Here is a 16,761-nt window from a genome sequence, read left to right on the forward strand (position 1 = left end):
ACGTAGTACGTGAGGATTTTGAGCACTGCCCAGGTCTAAAATGGCAAGTAAAATAGCCCTAATGGGATAGGCTCTAAATGCATCGGCTAACTGAGGGCACCCGTATGGCACTCCCCCGCATTACCCAAAAAGAGATGACCGAGCGCGAACAGCGCGAACTGAAAACGTTGCTGGACCGCGCCCGTATTGCGCACGGTCGTCCACTGACCAATTCTGAGACCAACAGCGTAAAAAAGGAGTACATCGATAAGCTGATGGCGCTGCGTGAGGCTGAAGCGAAAAAAGCCCGCCAGTTGAAGAAAAAGCAGGCGTATAAACCCGATACGGAAGCGTCATTCTCCTGGTCGGCGAATACGCCGACGCGCGGCAGACGTTAACGTCCTTTCTTCTTTCGTCCCGGCGAGGTAAAGCGCTTACCGCTTGATGTCGGGCGCGCTTTCTCATTGCTTTTTTCGATCGCAACGACCGGTCGCTTAATACCCGTGGTCTTCGGCTTCGCTTTGGCCTTTGGTTTGGCTTCGGAAGAGGAACGCTCAATCAATTTAAACAGATCGATCAGCTCATCGCCCGTCAGATCGCGCCACTCGCCCAGCGGAATCCCGCTCAGGCTGACGTTCATAATGCGCGTACGCTCCAGTTTCGTCACTTCATAACCAAAGTATTCACACATACGGCGGATCTGACGGTTTAATCCCTGCACCAGGGTGATACGAAAGACAAACGGCGCCTCTTTTTTCACCTTACATTTTTTGGTGACGGTACCCAGAATCGGCACGCCAGCGCCCATACCGCGAATAAACTCGTCGGTAATCGGTTTATCCACCGTCACCAGATACTCTTTTTCGTGATCGTTACCGGCACGTAGAATCTTATTGACCAGATCGCCGTGGTTAGTCAGAAATATCAGCCCCTGCGAGTCTTTATCCAGACGACCAATCGGGAAGATACGTTTACTGTGGTTCACAAAATCGACAATATTGTCGCGTTCGCCGTCTTCAGTGGTACTCACAATGCCAACCGGTTTATTCAGCGCAATCAGCACTAAATCATCCGCTTCTCGCGGCTCAATCAACCGACCATTTACTTTAACAACATCCCCGGCGACCACCTGATCGCCAATGGCGGCGCGTTTGCCGTTGATAAAAACATTGCCCTGTTCGATAAAACGGTCCGCCTCGCGACGCGAACAGATGCCGCTTTCACTGATATATTTATTAAGCCGGATAGATGTGTCGGTCAGCATATTTACTCTCTGAGAAATTTTTCTACATAAACGTCGGGAATGTGACTTACCACATCAAATCGTCGGGAACTTTAAAATCGGCATACGGATCATCTTCGTCCTGCTCTTCCTGACTCAGCGCACTGTTTACGACAATACTGTCCGCATCTCGTTGTGCGATTTTATCGGCGACGCTCGCGGGAATAATCGCATATTCACATTCACCGCTGTTATTGATAACCAAACGCGCAATCGCGAGACGCCCATTAATCAATTGCGTCTGAGTGAGCTTATCCACGTCTATTTTTTTGATGACGTTATTATCGGTGAAGTTAAAACCAATATCGCCTTTAGATACATTGATTCTATTCATTTCAATAAGTTGCTTAACCTGAGCTTTAAACTCTTTCGCTAAAACCGCTTGTTTTTGCTGTTCACTGAGTTGTTTATCACGCTCAAGTTGCGCCTTTTTATTTTCTTCCACCGCTTCTCTGGCCTCACGAGCCTGAACGCGTGATTTTTTAGCCGTGCGCTGGACTTTGGCCATTTTTTTGCTGGTCACTAATCCCGCTTGTAGCAGTTGCTCTTGTAAGGTCAGTTTTGCCATTTTCGTCTCTAAACGTGTTAAATAATTTTGCGGATTATACCTGTAATTTTTCAGGCGATACCAGATGGCAGATCTGGCCTGTCGTCACTTTTAGCGACCGCGCTTTGCCTGTGACACGCGTAACATCATGAGCCATATCAGTAAGACATTAAATGGATAATGGTAGCATTATTACGTTTTGACATTTCCTGATGAGGTGGAGAAGTAATGGAACTGCTTTTATTAAGTAACTCGACGCTGCCGGGTAAAGCCTGGCTGGAACACGCTCTGCCGCTGATAGCGAATCAGTTGAACGGTCGACGTTCAGCCGTGTTTATTCCGTTTGCCGGCGTCACGCAAACATGGGACGAGTACACGGATAAAACCGCAGAGGTGCTTGCGCCATTAGGGATAAACGTCACAGGGATTCATCGTGTCGCCGATCCGCTTGCGGCGATTGAGAAAGCGGAAATCATTATTGTCGGCGGCGGAAATACCTTCCAGCTACTGAAAGAATCGCGTGAACGCGGGCTGCTGGCGCCGATGGCGGACAGGGTAAAACGCGGCGCGCTGTATATCGGCTGGAGCGCAGGCGCCAACCTTGCCTGCCCGACTATCCGCACGACCAACGATATGCCGATCGTCGATCCAAACGGTTTCGACGCGCTGGATCTGTTCCCGCTGCAAATTAATCCTCACTTCACTAACGCCTTGCCGGAAGGTCATAAGGGCGAGACCCGCGAGCAGCGTATTCGCGAACTGCTGGTGGTCGCGCCGGAACTGACAGTGATTGGTTTGCCGGAAGGTAACTGGATTCAGGTGAGCAACGGCCAGGCGGTTCTCGGCGGCCCGAATACCACCTGGGTGTTTAAAGCGGGCGAAGAGGCCGTGGCGCTGGAAGCGGGTCATCGCTTTTAATCCCTGGCCACATTGAATGCCGAATAGCGGCCTACGCGCATGTTCTCCGTAGGCCCCGCCATCCGGCATTTCACTTAATACTCGCCCCGTTCCTCGTCCTGATCCGGCTGTTCCAGTACGCTATAGGCGACCGAACAGAACAGTGAGTTAAGACGCTTCATATCGCCCAGCAGCCCTAAATGGAGCGAGCTGGTTTCAATGCTTTGCACGTTCTGCTGATGCAGGCGGTCGACATGCGCATGTGAGTATCGGCGATTAAGTATACGGAAGCGATGTTTACTGCGGCGCAACCGACGGGCGCTGGTGACATCGCCGGAGAAAAAGACCGACATCGCCAGTTGCAGATTACTGAGCAGTTGATCGTAAAGCGCATCCAGCTCTTTCAATCCTTCTTCTGAAAATGCCCGACGCGCCGCCAGCGACTTGTCGGCAATCTCACTGCCCATTCGCTCGATAATATCCGACGCCTGTTCGAGGTTCAGGGCCATCTCAATAATCTCCGCCCACCGGCGGGACTCCTCCGCCGCCAGCTCGTCTTTTGGCATTCGCGCCAGATAAAGCTTAATCGCGGTGTAGAGCACGTTAACGTCATCCGCCAGCTTGCGCAGCGCTTTCTCTTCACGCGGCTCGCCGTGCATGACCTTTTTTAGCCCTTCCATCATCTGTTCCATCGCATCGCCAATGCGCAACACCTCGCGGGCAGCATTAGCCAGCGCCAGCGTTGGCGTATCCAGCGCGCTGACATCCAGATGTTTCGGCTTCAGATGGGTATCCAGTTCAGGCTCATCACGAATAATTCGTTTACAAAAACGCGCCATCAGCTCGGCAAATGGCACCATCGCCAGGCAGCGCACCAGGTTATAGAAAACGTGGAAATAGATCACCAGCTCTGATTTCGGTAGCGATAGCTCATCCATCAGATTCGCCAGCGGATGGACAAACGGCAGGATGACCAGGCTGCCGATCAATTTGAACAATAGGCTGCCGAGCGCTACGCGACGCGCGGCAGCATTGGCGGCGCTGTTATTGAGCATCGCCAGCAGCCCCGATCCCAGATTGGCGCCGATGACCAGGCACAACGCCACCGGGAACGATATAATCCCCGCCGCCGTCAGGGTCGCCGTCAGCAACACCGCCGCCAAGCTGGAATAACTGATAATAGCGAACATCGCGCCAATCAGCGCATCCAGCATAATGTCGCCCGTCAGCGACGCGAAAATGACCTGCACGCCATTAGCTTGAGTGATCGGCGTCACCGCCTGCACAATCAGCTCCAGCGCCAGTAGAATCAGGCCAAGCCCGATACCGACGCGACCCAGCTGCCCGGCGCGGGACTGCTTACGTCCCAAAAAGAAAATCACGCCGATAAAAATCAGCAGCGGCGACAGCCACGAGAGATCGAAGGTCAGGATACGCGCCATTAGCGCGGTCCCCACGTCGGCGCCCAGCACAATCACCAGAGCTGGCGTCAGGGCGACAAGATCCTGGGCGACAAACGACGTTACCAATAAAGTGGTGGCGTTACTGCTTTGTACCAGCGCGGTAACACCGATACCCGCACAAAAGGCGAGCGGTTTCTTTTCCACGCTGCGGCTGAGGACAGTGCGTAGACGCGCGCCAAACACGCGCATTACGCCAGTACGAACGATATGTGTTCCCCATACCAACAGCGCAACGGCAGAAAGTAGATGGAGCAAAGTTAACACGGCGTCAGGTTCTCCTTATCGTTATACGTTTTCCTGAAGCTCACTTGCGATAAATTGCCTGATGGCGCACAGCGTTAAGGCCTGCTGGCGTTGCACGCCACCGGGCTTACCATACGTAATACGGTATGCTGGATAAGGCGTTTACGCCGCCATCCGGCAAATTCAGCGTAGAGCCTTCCTTCAGTATAAGGGTTTAATTGTAAGAAAGAGACAAGGCACCCAATGAGTGCCTTGTATGTTGTAAGGAAAAGTGACGATTTTATGAATCAGTCCGCATCGTAACCCAGGTTCGGCGCCAGCCACCGCTCAACGTCCTCAACGCTCATTCCTTTACGGAAAGCATAATCAGTCACCTGATCGCGTTGGATCTGCGCTACCGCGAAGTATTTGCTCTCAGGATGGCTGAAGTACCAGCCGGAGACCGACGCGCCAGGCCACATGGCGAAAGATTCGGTGAGCTTCATCCCGGTATGTTTTTCGACATCCAGTAGCTGCCAGATAGTGCCTTTTTCGGTATGTTCCGGGCAGGCAGGATAACCCGGCGCCGGGCGAATCCCCTGGTAGTTTTCGCGGATTAATTCGTCGTTACTCAGGCTCTCGTTCGGCGCATATCCCCAGTAAACCTTACGTACACGCTCATGCAGGTACTCGGCAAACGCTTCCGCCAGACGGTCGGCAATCGCTTTCACCATGATCTTGTTATAGTCGTCGTGTTGCGCTTCGTAAGCATCAGCCAGAGCGTCTTCTTCAAGACCGCCGGTGACGGCAAACGCGCCGATGTAGTCCGCTTTTCCGGACAGTTTCGGCGCGACAAAATCCGCCAGACAGTAGTTAGCAAAACCAACTTTCTCGGTCTGCTGGCGCAGGTGGTGGCTGACCGTCAGAACATGAGTACGGGTTTCGTCGCGATAGATTTCGATGTCGTCACCCACACGGTTCGCCGGGAACAGGCCCACCACGCCACGCGGATTCAACAGTTTCTCGGCGCTCAGTTTATCCAGCATATCATTGGCGTCTTTAAACAGACGCTGCGCCTCAACGCCCACCACCTCATCTTCCAGAATGCGCGGGTATTTGCCGGCCAGCGACCAGGTCATAAAGAACGGCGTCCAGTCGATGTAGTTGCGCAGAGTTTCGATGCTGGCTTCCACTTCCTGCACGCCCAGACGGTGGGCTACTGGCGGGGTGTAGCGTTCCCAATCGAATGCCAGATCGTTATCGCGCGCCGCTTCCAGCGTGACCGGCGGCGTGCGCGGTTTTTTGCGGGCGTGCTGAATACGCACGGTTTCGTACTCTTTGCGGGTACGGGCGACAAAGTCATCGCGCTGGGTGTCGGAGAGTAGCGCCGCCACCACGCCCACGGTACGCGAAGCATTCTGCACGTAGACCGTCGGACCGCTGTAGTTCTGCTCGATTTTCACCGCGGTGTGCGCTTTCGAAGTGGTTGCGCCGCCGATCAGTAGCGGAATAGTAAAGCCCTGACGCTCCATCTCTTTCGCCACGTTGACCATTTCGTCCAGCGACGGGGTAATAAGCCCGGAAAGACCAATCAGATCGGCATTCACTTCACGCGCCGTTCTGAGGATTTTCTCCGCTGGCACCATCACGCCAAGATCGACGATTTCGTAGTTGTTGCATTGCAGCACCACGCCAACAATGTTCTTGCCAATGTCGTGCACATCGCCCTTCACGGTGGCGATGACCATCTTGCCGTTGCTGGAGCCTTTTTCTTTGCTGGCTTCAATAAACGGCTCCAGGTAAGCCACCGCTTGTTTCATCACACGAGCGGATTTCACCACCTGCGGCAGGAACATTTTCCCTTCGCCGAACAGGTCGCCGACCACGTTCATGCCGTCCATCAGCGGCCCTTCGATCACCTCAATCGGGCGGGAGGCCTGCTGGCGGGCTTCTTCGGTATCCTGTTCGATAAATTCGGTAATGCCTTTCACCAGCGAGTATTCGAGACGCTTTTTCACGTCCCAGCTACGCCATTCCGCCTGCTGGGCGTTGGCAGCTTCGTCGGTTTTGCTGCCGCGGTATTTCTCCGCCAAATCCAGCAAACGCTCAGTGCCGTCATCGCGACGGTTAAGAATGACATCTTCAACCGCATCGCGCAGTTCGGCAGGCAGGTCGTCATAAATCGCCAATTGCCCGGCGTTGACGATGCCCATGTCCATGCCGTTGCGGATGGCGTAGTAGAGGAATACCGCGTGGATAGCCTCACGTACCGGGTCGTTGCCGCGGAACGAGAAGGACACGTTAGACACGCCGCCGGAGATCAGCGCATGCGGCAGCTCGCGTTTAATATCTTCGCAAGCGCCGATAAAGTCCTGCGCATAGTTGTTGTGCTCTTCAATACCGGTCGCCACGGCGAAGATATTCGGGTCGAAGATGATGTCTTCCGGCGGGAAGCCCACCTCTTCGGTGAGAATTTTGTACGCCCGGCGGCAAATCTCGATTTTACGCTCGCGGGTATCGGCCTGCCCCTGCTCATCAAAGGCCATCACCACCACTGCCGCGCCGTAGCGACGTAGCAACTTCGCATGATGAATAAAAGCTTCCACGCCCTCTTTCATCGAAATAGAGTTGACGATGCCTTTACCCTGAATGCACTTCAGCCCTTTTTCGATAACCTCCCATTTGGAGGAGTCGATCATGATTGGTACACGGGCAATATCCGGCTCACCGGCAATCAGGCTGAGGAAACGCACCATCGCCGCTTCGGCGTCGAGCATCCCCTCATCCATATTGATATCAATAATCTGCGCGCCGCTTTCTACCTGCTGACGGGCAACATCCAGCGCTTCGCTGTATTTCTCTTCTTTGATCAGCCGTTTAAATTTGGCCGAACCGGTGACGTTGGTACGTTCGCCGACGTTGACAAACAGGCTGTCGTCGCCAATGTTCAGCGGCTCCAGGCCGGAAAGGCGGCAGGCAACCGGGATATCCGGCAGCTGGCGCGGCGGCAAACCGGCAACGGCGCGGCTCATGGCGGCGATATGCTCCGGCGTAGTGCCACAGCAGCCGCCAACGATATTCAGGAAGCCCGCTTCCGCCCATTCGCGAATCTGTTTCGCCATGGTGTCGGCGTCGAGGTCGTACTCGCCGAAAGCGTTCGGCAGGCCGGCGTTCGGGTGCGCGGTGACGTAGCATTCGGCAATCCGCGACAGTTCCTGGACGTACTGGCGCAGTTCATCTGGCCCCAGCGCGCAGTTAAGGCCAAAAGTGAGCGCCTCGGCGTGGCGCAGCGAGTTATAAAAGGCTTCGGTCGTCTGGCCGGAAAGCGTACGGCCAGAGGCGTCGGTGATGGTGCCGGAAATCATGATCGGCAGATCAACGCCCAGCGCTTCAAACTCTTCTTTCACCGCAAACACCGCCGCTTTCGCATTCAGGGTGTCAAAGACGGTCTCAATCAAAATCAGATCTGCGCCACCTTCCACCAGCGCTTTGGTGGATTCACGGTAGGCCGCCACCAGCTGATCGAAGGTGATATTACGAAACGCCGGGTCGTTGACGTCCGGCGAAATAGACGCCGTACGGTTGGTTGGGCCAAGTACGCCCGCAACAAAGCGTGGTTTTTCTGGTGTTCGCGCCGTCCATTCATCGGCGCAGGCGCGCGCCAGTTTGGCCGCCGCATAGTTAATTTCCGCCGACAGGGATTCCATCCGGTAATCCGCCATCGCAATGGTTGTCGAGTTAAAGGTGTTGGTTTCGATGATATCCGCGCCAGCCTCAAAGTAGGCGTTGTGGATAGCGGCGATCACCTCCGGCTTGCTGAGTACCAGCAGGTCATTGTTGCCTTTCAGGTCGCAGGGCCAGTCGGCAAAGCGCTCCCCGCGGAAATCTTCTTCATGTAGACGATAGCTCTGGATCATGGTGCCCATACCGCCGTCCAGCACCAGAATACGTTCATTTAACTGCGCACGCAGTTGTTCAACTTTGCTGCTCACACTCGCTCCCGACAACGCTCCACGTAACGGGCCATACTGGCACAAAGCGTGCTGGCGGAAAAGAGAACAACGGGCAACATGAGACATGTTCAGCTTGCCACCCACTTCTATCGCTTTGTCGGATGGCGGCGCAAGCGCCTTATCCAGCCTACAAATTACTTTGGCGGCTCCCAAAGCGTAGGCCTGATAAGCGAAGCGCCATCGGGCATCCTGTGATGTCACTCATCCGATCAGTTCAGGAACTCTTGCATTATAATTGAATAAAACGAAAATGATTTCCACGATACAGAAAAAGGAGTCTGCCATGGTTGCCCCTGTTCCCGCGAAACGCGGGAGAAAACCTGCCGCTACCACTGCACCCGTAACCGGGCAGGTTCAGTCTTTAACTCGCGGTCTGAAGCTGCTGGAGTGGATTGCCGAGTCCAACGGCAGCGTCGCGCTGACCGAACTGGCGCAACAGGCGGGTTTGCCTAATTCCACGACTCACCGTCTACTCACCACCATGCAGCAGCAGGGTTTTGTCCGCCAGGTCGGTGAGCTGGGCCACTGGGCCGTAGGCGCACACGCGTTTATCGTCGGCAGCAGCTTCTTACAGAGCCGTAATCTGCTGGCGATTGTCCATCCGATTTTGCGCAAACTGATGGAGGACTCCGGCGAAACGGTAAACCTTGCCGTACTCGACCAGAGCGACCATCAGGCCATTATTATCGACCAGGTGCAGTGTACGCAGCTGATGCGCATGTCCGCCCCTATTGGCGGCAAGCTGCCCATGCACGCCTCTGGCGCGGGCAAGGCGTTTTTATCACAGCTCAGTGAGGAACAGGTTACCAGTCTGCTGCATCGCAAGGGGTTGCACGCTTATACCCATGCGACGCTGGTGTCGCCGCTGCATCTGAAAGACGATTTGGCCCAGACGCGCAAGCGCGGCTATTCGTTTGACGATGAAGAACATGCGCTCGGTCTGCGCTGCGTGGCCTCGTGTATTTATGACGAACACCGCGAACCGTTTGCGGCCCTCTCTATTTCCGGCCCCTGCTCACGCATTACTGACGATCGCGTCACCGAACTTGGCGCCATGGTGATTAAAGCGGCGAAAGAGGTGACGCTGGCCTATGGTGGAACTCGCTGAAATGAGCAGCCTGAAATTATACTGGCAGGAGAAGTACCCACAGGCCTTCTGTTGGTCTTTCGGTGATTCGCCGACGCTGGCCGACGAGCTGGCGGCGCTAGTGGTCGCCGGTAAAAAGCGTGGCACCTGTAGCTCGCTGGTTAGCTATCAGAAAGAGCAGCCCCCTGTCACGCCCGGGTCATATCACATTGTGCTCAACGGCACAGGCGACGCCGTGTGCGTCATACGCACGCTGGCGCTCAGGCTGATCCGTTTTAACGAGATGAGCGCCGATCTCGCCGCACTGGAAGGCGAAGGCGATCTTAGCCTGGCGTACTGGCAAGCGGCACACAGGGCCTTTTTTGAGCGCGAGGGTAATTGGTCGCCGGAGATGGAACTGGTTTACGAAGAGTTCGCCGTACTTGAGATCGCGCCGTAACGCACGCTAAAGCGCTGGCGACGACGATAGGCATACACATCTTCTACATGCCCTTCTTTAATACGCGTCTGTAGCGCGCGCCAGTAATCGGCGCGAAACAGATCGGCATGCATCTCTTCAAACAATGGCCCGATACGCGGATCGGCACACAGCCAGTGGCGAAACTCCTCCGGGAAAACATCACCCGGCGAGACGCTATACCAGGGTTCGCTGGCCAGTTCGTCTTCCGGATAACGCGCTGGCGGAATATCGCGGAAATTCACTTCCGTCATGTAGCAAATTTCATCGTAGTCATAGAACACCACGCGACCATGACGGGTAACGCCAAAGTTTTTAAACAACATATCGCCGGGGAAAATATTAGCGGCGGCAAGCTGGCGAATCGCATTACCATATTCTTCTATCGCATCGCGCAACTGCTGGCCTTCTACCTGTTCCAGCCAGATATTGAGCGGCACCATGCGCCGTTCAATATAGAGATGGCGAATGACGATATGTTCCCCAAGATCGGTAATCTTCTCTGGCGCTTCTTGTCGTAACAGCGCCATCAGCGCCGGATCGATTTGCCGTTTATCCAGTACGAAATTCTCAAACTCCTGGGTATCCGCCATACGACCGACGCGATCATGCTCTTTTACCAGTTGATAACAGGCACGCACATGGGCGGCAGACATCTCTTTCTGCGGGGCGAATTTGTCTTTAATGATTTTAAATACGCGGTCGAAACCTGGCAGGGTAAACACCAGCATCACCATGCCGCGGATACCAGGCGCCTCAATGAATTTCTCATCACTTTCAGCCAGATAACACAAATATTCGCGGTAGCTTTCGGTTTTCGCATGTTTCTGGCAGCCAATCGCCATATACAGTTCGGCAGTGGTTTTACCCGGCAGGATTTCACGCAACCACTCAACCAGCGCGGCAGGCAGCGGCGCATACACCATAAAATAAGAGCGGGCAAAACCAAACACAATGCTCGCTTCTGCCGTGGTGGTCAGGCAGGTATCGATAAACAGTTCACCCTCATCAGTGCGATGAATCGGCAACAAAAACGGCAGCGTACCGTCAGGTGTGGTTAATTTACCTACCAGCCAGGCCGCTTTATTACGGTAAAACAACTCATTCGCCACCTGGACATGGCAGCGAGGTAGCGCGTCCTCGCCCAGTGTTTCAGTCAGGTGCGCGATAATATAGCGGATATCCCGGCTTTTATTCTGCCAGGGCAGACGCAGCGGTAAGTCACTGAGTATGCGCATCAACAGAGTCTCCCAACCGTGATCGGGAAAGAAGTCTTTGGCCAGCGGGCGCGGGATAGTACGGAAGCGACGCTCCGGTTGCGAACTGAAAATAAACAACCGCTCGGGTGTTAACGAGCGGTGGTCAAATAACCGGCAATAAACGGAGTTGAAAAAGCTCTCCGCAATCTCGAAGCGCGGGTAATCCGGCAACAGCCGGGTGTAATGCTCTTTAACGCGTAAAAGGAAATCCGCGTCGGTATTTTTGCCATCGGTAATACAGCGCAGTTGCTCCACCACCAGACCCACATGATGATCATAGAGGTGGATACGGCTTTTCATCGCCTGCTGGACGGCGTGCCAGTCGGCCTGTTCAAAACGCTGCTGCGCGCCGGAAGTCACTTCCAGAAATCGACCATACTGCGCGTCAAAGCCTTGCAGGATGGTTTGAGCAATCAGTAATTCCAGGCCACGCGGCATTTTTTTCCCTCATCCGGCACCACGTCATGCCGGATGGCGCGTTCGCTTATCCGGCCTACGCTATCTGTAGGCCCGGTAAGCGCAGCGCCACCGGGCATCAATCAAAACTGCGATTCTTCGGTGGAACCCGTTAACGCGGTAACGGATGACGCGCCGCCCTGAATAATGGTGGTGACTTTGTCGAAGTAACCAGTACCCACTTCCTGCTGGTGGGAAACAAAGGTGTAGCCATCTTTCGCCGCGGCGAACTCGGGTTGTTGAACCTTCTCAACATAGTGCTTCATGCCCTCGCCCTGCGCGTATGCATGCGCCAGGTCGAACATGTTGAACCACATGCTGTGGATGCCCGCCAGGGTAATAAACTGGTATTTGTAACCCATGTCCGACAACTGCTGCTGGAAGCTGGCAATGGTCTTGTCGTCCAGATTCTTCTGCCAGTTGAAGGATGGCGAACAGTTATAGGCCAGCAGTTTGCCCGGATACTTCGCGTGGATAGCATCGGCAAAACGACGCGCCAGTTCGAGATCCGGCGTAGAGGTTTCGCACCACACCAGATCGGCATACGGGGCATACGCCAGACCGCGGCTGATCGCCTGCTCAATGCCCGCATGGGTGCGGTAAAAACCTTCGCTGGTGCGTTCGCCGGTAATAAAACCGCTGTCATAGGGATCGCAGTCGGAGGTGATCAGATCTGCCGCATCCGCATCGGTACGCGCAATCACCAGCGTCGGGACGCCCATCACATCAGCGGCCAGACGCGCAGCAATCAGTTTCTGAATCGCCTCCTGCGTGGGGACCAGCACCTTGCCGCCCATATGGCCGCATTTCTTCACCGACGCCAGCTGATCTTCGAAGTGAACGGCCGCTGCACCGGCTTCAATCATCGATTTCATCAGTTCGAAGGCATTCAGAACGCCGCCAAAACCGGCTTCCGCATCAGCAACGATCGGCAGGAAGTAATCCACATAGCGCGGATCGTTGGGTTCAATACCGGATGCCCACTGGATCTGATCTGCACGACGAAAAGTGTTGTTGATCCGATCCACTACCGCCGGAACAGAGTTTGCCGGGTACAACGATTGATCCGGATACATGCTGGATGCCAGGTTGGCATCTGCCGCTACCTGCCAGCCTGAAAGATAAATCGCCTCAATACCGGCTTTCGCCTGCTGCAACGCCTGACCGCCAGTCAGCGCGCCAAGGCTGTTGATATAGCCTTTTTTCGCTTCACCGTGCAACAGCCGCCAAATTTTCGCTGCGCCGAGCTGCGCCAGCGTGCATTCCGGGTTAACCGAGCCGCGTAATTTCACCACCTCCTCCGCGCTGTACGGGCGGGTGATGCCTTCCCAGCGCGGTTGTGTCCACTCTTTCTGTAATTCTTCGATTTGTTGAGTACGGGTTTTCATGTGCAGATGCTCCATATTGTTATGTGGTGAATTAAGCCAGTAAGCGATAGCCCGGCAGGGTGAGGAAGTCGATTAAGTCATCTGAGGTGGTGATTTGCTCCATCAGACGTGCGGCATCGTCGAAGCGCCCGCTGCTGTAGCGGTGCTCGCCCAGTTCGTCCTGGATTACCCGCATCTCTTCCGCCAACATTTCGCGGAAAAGCGCTTTCGTTACGGGTTTTCCATTGCTCAGTGTTTTCTCATGGTGAATCCACTGCCAGATAGAGGTTCGTGAGATTTCCGCCGTCGCGGCATCCTCCATCAGACCGTAAATCGGTACACAGCCATTGCCGGAGATCCACGCTTCAATGTACTGCACTGCCACGCGAATATTGGCGCGCATTCCCGCTTCTGTGCGTTCGCCTTCACATGGCTCCAGTAACTGTTCAGCGGTAATCGGCGCATCTTCATCACGGGTAATGAACAGCTGATTTTTGTGCTCGCCCAGTACCTCGTTAAAGACGGCCATTGCGGTATCCGCCAACCCGGGATGCGCAATCCACGTGCCGTCGTGGCCGTTGTTCGCTTCCAGCGCTTTATCCGCTTTCACTTTGGCAAGGACCTGATTGTTGCGTTCAACGTCTTTGCTCGGGATAAACGCCGCCATACCGCCCATCGCGAACGCGCCGCGCTTGTGACAGGTTTTGATTAGCAGGCGCGAGTAGGCGCTCAGAAACGGTTTGTCCATCGTTACCACCTGCCTGTCCGGCAAGACGCGATCCGGGTGATTTTTCAACGTTTTGATATAGCTGAAAATATAATCCCAGCGACCACAGTTGAGACCGACGATATGATCACGCAGCGCATGAAGAATCTCATCCATCTGGAAAACAGCCGGCAGCGTTTCAATCAACAGGGTCGCTTTGATCGTACCGCGCGGCAGGTTAAAGCGGTCTTCGGCGTAGCTGAAGACTTCGCTCCACCAGGCTGCCTCCTGCCAGGCTTGCGTTTTCGGCAGGTAAAAATACGGGCCGCTACCTTTAGCGAGCAGCGCTTTATAGTTGTGGAAAAAGTACAGAGCAAAATCAAACAGGCTGCCGGGAATGGCTTCCCCCCGCCAGGTAACATGTTTTTCTGGCAGATGTAGACCGCGTACACGACAAATCAATACGGCCGGATCGGGCTTGAGCTGATAGATTTTTCCGGCTTCGTTGGTATAGCTAATGGTGCCGTTCACCGCATCACGCAGGTTGATTTGACCATCAATAACTTTATTCCAGTCCGGCGCCAGCGAGTCTTCAAAATCTGCCATAAACACTTTCACATTTGCGTTCAGGGCATTAATCACCATTTTACGTTCAACCGGCCCGGTAATTTCTACTCGGCGATCCTGTAAATCCGCCGGAATACCACGAATCTGCCAATTACTTTCTCTAATGGAAGTGGTTTCCGAAATAAAATCAGGCAACTTACCGTTATCAATATCCTGCTGTTGCTGGATACGTGCAGCCAGGAGTTTATTGCGTTTTGGCGTAAAACGGGTAACTAACTCCGTCAAAAACTCGACTGCCTCAGCGGTCAGGACTTGCTTTTCCAGCTCGCCTTGCGGCCTGGTAAAGGTTAATTCATCAGTTGTGGTTGCCTGTGGATTCATCATGCAGCTCCTCGTTGTTGATCCAGATACGTCCCCAATGCGAACGAAGGATCACTGTGCGCTTTTCGTTCAACACAACTAAGACTACTCAATTAAATTTCAAAATCAAAAACAATTTCCATTTTTAATTTAATTATGCATTAACCTATTGATAACAATATAAATTAAATTTAATTACATGATGAGGTGCGTTTCGGAAATAAAAAAGGCACCCGAAGGTGCCTGATTCAACATGCTGAAACGCTTTAGGATCGTCAGAAGCAGAAGATTAATCCAGGGTTGGATTCATGTGACGCAGATCATATGGCGTAATCTGGTAGACATAATAGTTGAGCCAGTTAGTAAATAGTAAATTACCGTGGCTGCGCCAGGTTGCGCGCGGTATGTTTTGCGGATCGTTTTTCGGGAAATAGTTGTACGGAATATCCGGATTTAACCCGGCCTCAACGTCACGAAAATATTCACCCGCTAACGTATGAGCGTCATATTCAGGATGACCGGTGACAAACGCAATACGTTTATCTTTGCTGGCAAACAGGTACGCATCCCCTTCTTCTGTTTCGGCCAGAATTTCAAGATCCGTATAATCTCGTATCAGCGCCGCCGGGAAATCGGCATAGCGCGAGTGTGGCGCAAGAAACGAATCATCAAAACCACGCGTCAACAGAGCATGAGGATGAAGGATGTGATGTTCATAGACGCCGGAAAGTTTATCTGTACGGGTCTGCTTAGGGATACCATAAAGAATATTGAGTGCGGCCTGAACGGCCCAACAGACAAATAGCGTCGAAGTAACGTGATCTTTCGCCCATTCCAGCACCTGTCTAATCTGCGGCCAGTAAGCCACGTCATTAAACTCCACCAGACCCAGCGGTGCTCCGGTCACGATAAGCCCATCAAAGTTCTGATCGCAGATATCGTCGAAGTTACAGTAAAAGTTGTTCAGATGCTCGGCTGGCGTGTTCCTCGACTCGCGGGCATCTATCCGCAGTAGTTGAATATCGACCTGTAATGGCGAGTTCGATAGCAAACGCAGAAACTGATTTTCCGTTTCAATCTTCTTCGGCATCAGGTTAAGGATAAGTACCTTTAGCGGGCGAATTTCCTGACCTGATGCGCGAGAAGTCGTCATGACGAAGACATTCTCCTCACGTAAAAAATTGACGGCGGGTAGCTCGTCCAGCACGCGAATCGGCATAACCTGATAACCTCACGACATACGTTTAAACGTTTAGACATCCAGATAGCTGAAGATACTCAGAAATCAGGCGAATGTCGAGTCTGCAAGTTCAAGGTGAGAAAGTTTCACGACAGCATTTGCATTAGAATAGAAGTAAGCAAAAAAGGAGTGAAGATGATGATTAACATTCGCCGTTCAAGGCATGAGGAAGGGGAAAAACTGATTGCGATCTGGCGTCGCTCAGTCGATGCCACGCACGATTTTCTGTCAAACGCTTATCGGGCCGAACTGGAAGAACTGGTGAGCGATTTTCTGCCAGAAGCGCCACTATGGGTTGCCGTGACCGATCAGGATGAGCCGGTAGGATTTATGCTGCTTACCGGCGAACATATGGATGCGCTGTTTGTCGATCCGGACGTGCGTGGTCAGGGTATCGGTAAGAGATTAGTTGAACATGCGTTAACACTGGCGCCGGGGTTGACAACCAATGTTAACGAGCAGAATACACAAGCTGTTGGATTTTATAAGAAAATGGGATTTAAGGTGACGGGACGTTCGGAGGTCGACGATCTTGGGAAACCGTACCCATTGTTGAATTTAATTTATCCGTGAGTAGTGGCGCTGCCTGATAAGTGCATGCAGGCCGGATAAGGCGAAACTGCCATCCGGCGGTGCAGGTTGCCTGATGGCGCTGCGCTTATCAGGGCTACATTTTACAGTTACCACACACGCAAAAAAGCCCATCCGTCAGGATGGGCTTCTTCACTTGTCTGATGCCTGGCAGTTTATGGCGGGCGTCCTGCCCGCCACCCTACGGGCCGTTGCTGCGCAACGTTCAAATCCGCTCCCGGCGGATTTGTCCTCCTCAGGAGAGTGCTCACCGACAGACTACAGATAA

The 16,761-nt window shown here is 53.6% G+C and carries 14 protein-coding genes; 5 read left to right on the forward strand and 9 right to left on the reverse strand.

What is annotated here, in order from left to right; genetic code table 11:
• The first annotated feature begins 104 nt into the window (after window positions 1-104).
• Window positions 105-377, forward strand: a complete 273-nt coding sequence (locus J4645_RS16430) for a DUF3811 domain-containing protein (RefSeq protein ID WP_001207628.1) — start codon at window positions 105-107, stop codon at window positions 375-377.
• Here the strand turns inward: J4645_RS16430 and rluF are convergent.
• Genes rluF through J4645_RS16445 form a run of 3 tightly spaced genes read right to left on the reverse strand, consistent with a single transcriptional unit; the run spans window position 374 to window position 1,965 of the window.
• Window positions 374-1,243, reverse strand: coding sequence for a 23S rRNA pseudouridine(2604) synthase RluF (gene rluF, locus J4645_RS16435; protein ID WP_023215117.1), 870 nt, complete (start codon window positions 1,241-1,243; stop codon window positions 374-376). The two genes, J4645_RS16430 and rluF, sit on opposite strands and share 4 nt — an antisense overlap.
• A 46-nt stretch (window positions 1,244-1,289) precedes the next feature.
• Window positions 1,290-1,829 (reverse strand): DUF2058 domain-containing protein, encoded by a 540-nt coding sequence (locus J4645_RS16440; protein WP_001096724.1) that lies wholly within the window; start codon window positions 1,827-1,829, stop codon window positions 1,290-1,292.
• 34 nt (window positions 1,830-1,863) lie between these two features.
• A complete protein-coding gene (locus J4645_RS16445) occupies window positions 1,864-1,965 on the reverse strand; it encodes a hypothetical protein (protein ID WP_001541281.1) in 102 nt (33 codons plus the stop codon).
• 71 nt (window positions 1,966-2,036) lie between these two features.
• On the opposite strand from J4645_RS16445, the gene pepE reads away from it, so the two are divergent.
• The gene (pepE, locus tag J4645_RS16450; protein WP_000421776.1) at window positions 2,037-2,726 is read left to right on the forward strand and encodes a dipeptidase PepE; all 690 of its coding nucleotides are present in this window, start codon (window positions 2,037-2,039) and stop codon (window positions 2,724-2,726) included.
• A 74-nt stretch (window positions 2,727-2,800) separates the two neighbouring features.
• Here pepE and J4645_RS16455 read toward each other — a convergent pair whose 3' ends face one another.
• Window positions 2,801-4,432: a Na/Pi cotransporter family protein gene (locus J4645_RS16455; protein WP_000956811.1), complete on the reverse strand. Its 1,632-nt coding sequence runs from the start codon at window positions 4,430-4,432 to the stop codon at window positions 2,801-2,803.
• A gap of 266 nt (window positions 4,433-4,698) precedes the next feature.
• Window positions 4,699-8,382 carry a methionine synthase gene (gene metH / locus J4645_RS16460; protein ID WP_023215116.1) on the reverse strand — a complete coding sequence of 1,228 codons (3,684 nt, stop codon included), beginning with the start codon at window positions 8,380-8,382 and terminating at the stop codon, window positions 4,699-4,701.
• 304 nt (window positions 8,383-8,686) lie between these two features.
• On the opposite strand from metH, the gene iclR reads away from it, so the two are divergent.
• Both iclR and J4645_RS16470 read left to right on the forward strand, forming a co-directional pair.
• On the forward strand, window positions 8,687-9,511 hold the full coding sequence (iclR, locus tag J4645_RS16465) for a glyoxylate bypass operon transcriptional repressor IclR (RefSeq protein WP_000226434.1): 825 nt from the start codon (window positions 8,687-8,689) through the stop codon (window positions 9,509-9,511).
• A gap of 10 nt (window positions 9,512-9,521) precedes the next feature.
• Complete coding sequence (locus J4645_RS16470; protein ID WP_077905741.1) at window positions 9,522-9,929, forward strand: ASCH domain-containing protein; 408 nt, start codon at window positions 9,522-9,524, stop codon at window positions 9,927-9,929.
• Here the strand turns inward: J4645_RS16470 and aceK are convergent.
• The 4 genes from aceK to metA all read right to left on the reverse strand — a co-directional run bounded on the left by aceK (window position 9,893) and on the right by metA (window position 15,881).
• Window positions 9,893-11,644 (reverse strand): bifunctional isocitrate dehydrogenase kinase/phosphatase, encoded by a 1,752-nt coding sequence (gene aceK / locus J4645_RS16475; protein ID WP_023215115.1) that lies wholly within the window; start codon window positions 11,642-11,644, stop codon window positions 9,893-9,895. The two genes, J4645_RS16470 and aceK, sit on opposite strands and share 37 nt — an antisense overlap.
• A gap of 101 nt (window positions 11,645-11,745) precedes the next feature.
• Window positions 11,746-13,050, reverse strand: coding sequence for an isocitrate lyase (aceA, locus tag J4645_RS16480; RefSeq protein WP_023215114.1), 1,305 nt, complete (start codon window positions 13,048-13,050; stop codon window positions 11,746-11,748).
• 31 nt (window positions 13,051-13,081) lie between these two features.
• Window positions 13,082-14,683: a malate synthase A gene (aceB, locus tag J4645_RS16485; protein ID WP_001069371.1), complete on the reverse strand. Its 1,602-nt coding sequence runs from the start codon at window positions 14,681-14,683 to the stop codon at window positions 13,082-13,084.
• 268 nt (window positions 14,684-14,951) lie between these two features.
• Window positions 14,952-15,881: a homoserine O-succinyltransferase gene (gene metA / locus J4645_RS16490; protein ID WP_001122763.1), complete on the reverse strand. Its 930-nt coding sequence runs from the start codon at window positions 15,879-15,881 to the stop codon at window positions 14,952-14,954.
• A 156-nt stretch (window positions 15,882-16,037) separates the two neighbouring features.
• Between metA and J4645_RS16495 the strand changes: the two genes are divergently transcribed.
• Window positions 16,038-16,475: an acetyltransferase gene (locus J4645_RS16495; protein ID WP_000973248.1), complete on the forward strand. Its 438-nt coding sequence runs from the start codon at window positions 16,038-16,040 to the stop codon at window positions 16,473-16,475.
• Window positions 16,476-16,761 lie beyond the last annotated feature (286 nt).

The organism is Salmonella sp. 32082101201600294FB01SM01 (assembly GCF_017572865.1).
Classification (GTDB): domain Bacteria; phylum Pseudomonadota; class Gammaproteobacteria; order Enterobacterales; family Enterobacteriaceae; genus Salmonella; species Salmonella enterica.

What these genes read in the sequence shown, in the direction of transcription:
- iclR (WP_000226434.1), top strand. Translation starts at nt 8,687, where the DNA reads ATGGTTGCCCCTGTTCCCGCGAAACGCGGGAGAAAACCTGCCGCTACC.
- aceB (WP_001069371.1), bottom strand. Translation starts at nt 14,683, where the DNA reads ATGAATCCACAGGCAACCACAACTGATGAATTAACCTTTACCAGGCCG.
- rluF (WP_023215117.1), bottom strand. Translation starts at nt 1,243, where the DNA reads ATGCTGACCGACACATCTATCCGGCTTAATAAATATATCAGTGAAAGC.
- aceK (WP_023215115.1), bottom strand. Translation starts at nt 11,644, where the DNA reads ATGCCGCGTGGCCTGGAATTACTGATTGCTCAAACCATCCTGCAAGGC.
- J4645_RS16445 (WP_001541281.1), bottom strand. Translation starts at nt 1,965, where the DNA reads ATGGCTCATGATGTTACGCGTGTCACAGGCAAAGCGCGGTCGCTAAAA.
- aceA (WP_023215114.1), bottom strand. Translation starts at nt 13,050, where the DNA reads ATGAAAACCCGTACTCAACAAATCGAAGAATTACAGAAAGAGTGGACA.
- J4645_RS16440 (WP_001096724.1), bottom strand. Translation starts at nt 1,829, where the DNA reads ATGGCAAAACTGACCTTACAAGAGCAACTGCTACAAGCGGGATTAGTG.
- J4645_RS16430 (WP_001207628.1), top strand. Translation starts at nt 105, where the DNA reads ATGGCACTCCCCCGCATTACCCAAAAAGAGATGACCGAGCGCGAACAG.
- J4645_RS16495 (WP_000973248.1), top strand. Translation starts at nt 16,038, where the DNA reads ATGATGATTAACATTCGCCGTTCAAGGCATGAGGAAGGGGAAAAACTG.
- metA (WP_001122763.1), bottom strand. Translation starts at nt 15,881, where the DNA reads ATGCCGATTCGCGTGCTGGACGAGCTACCCGCCGTCAATTTTTTACGT.
- pepE (WP_000421776.1), top strand. Translation starts at nt 2,037, where the DNA reads ATGGAACTGCTTTTATTAAGTAACTCGACGCTGCCGGGTAAAGCCTGG.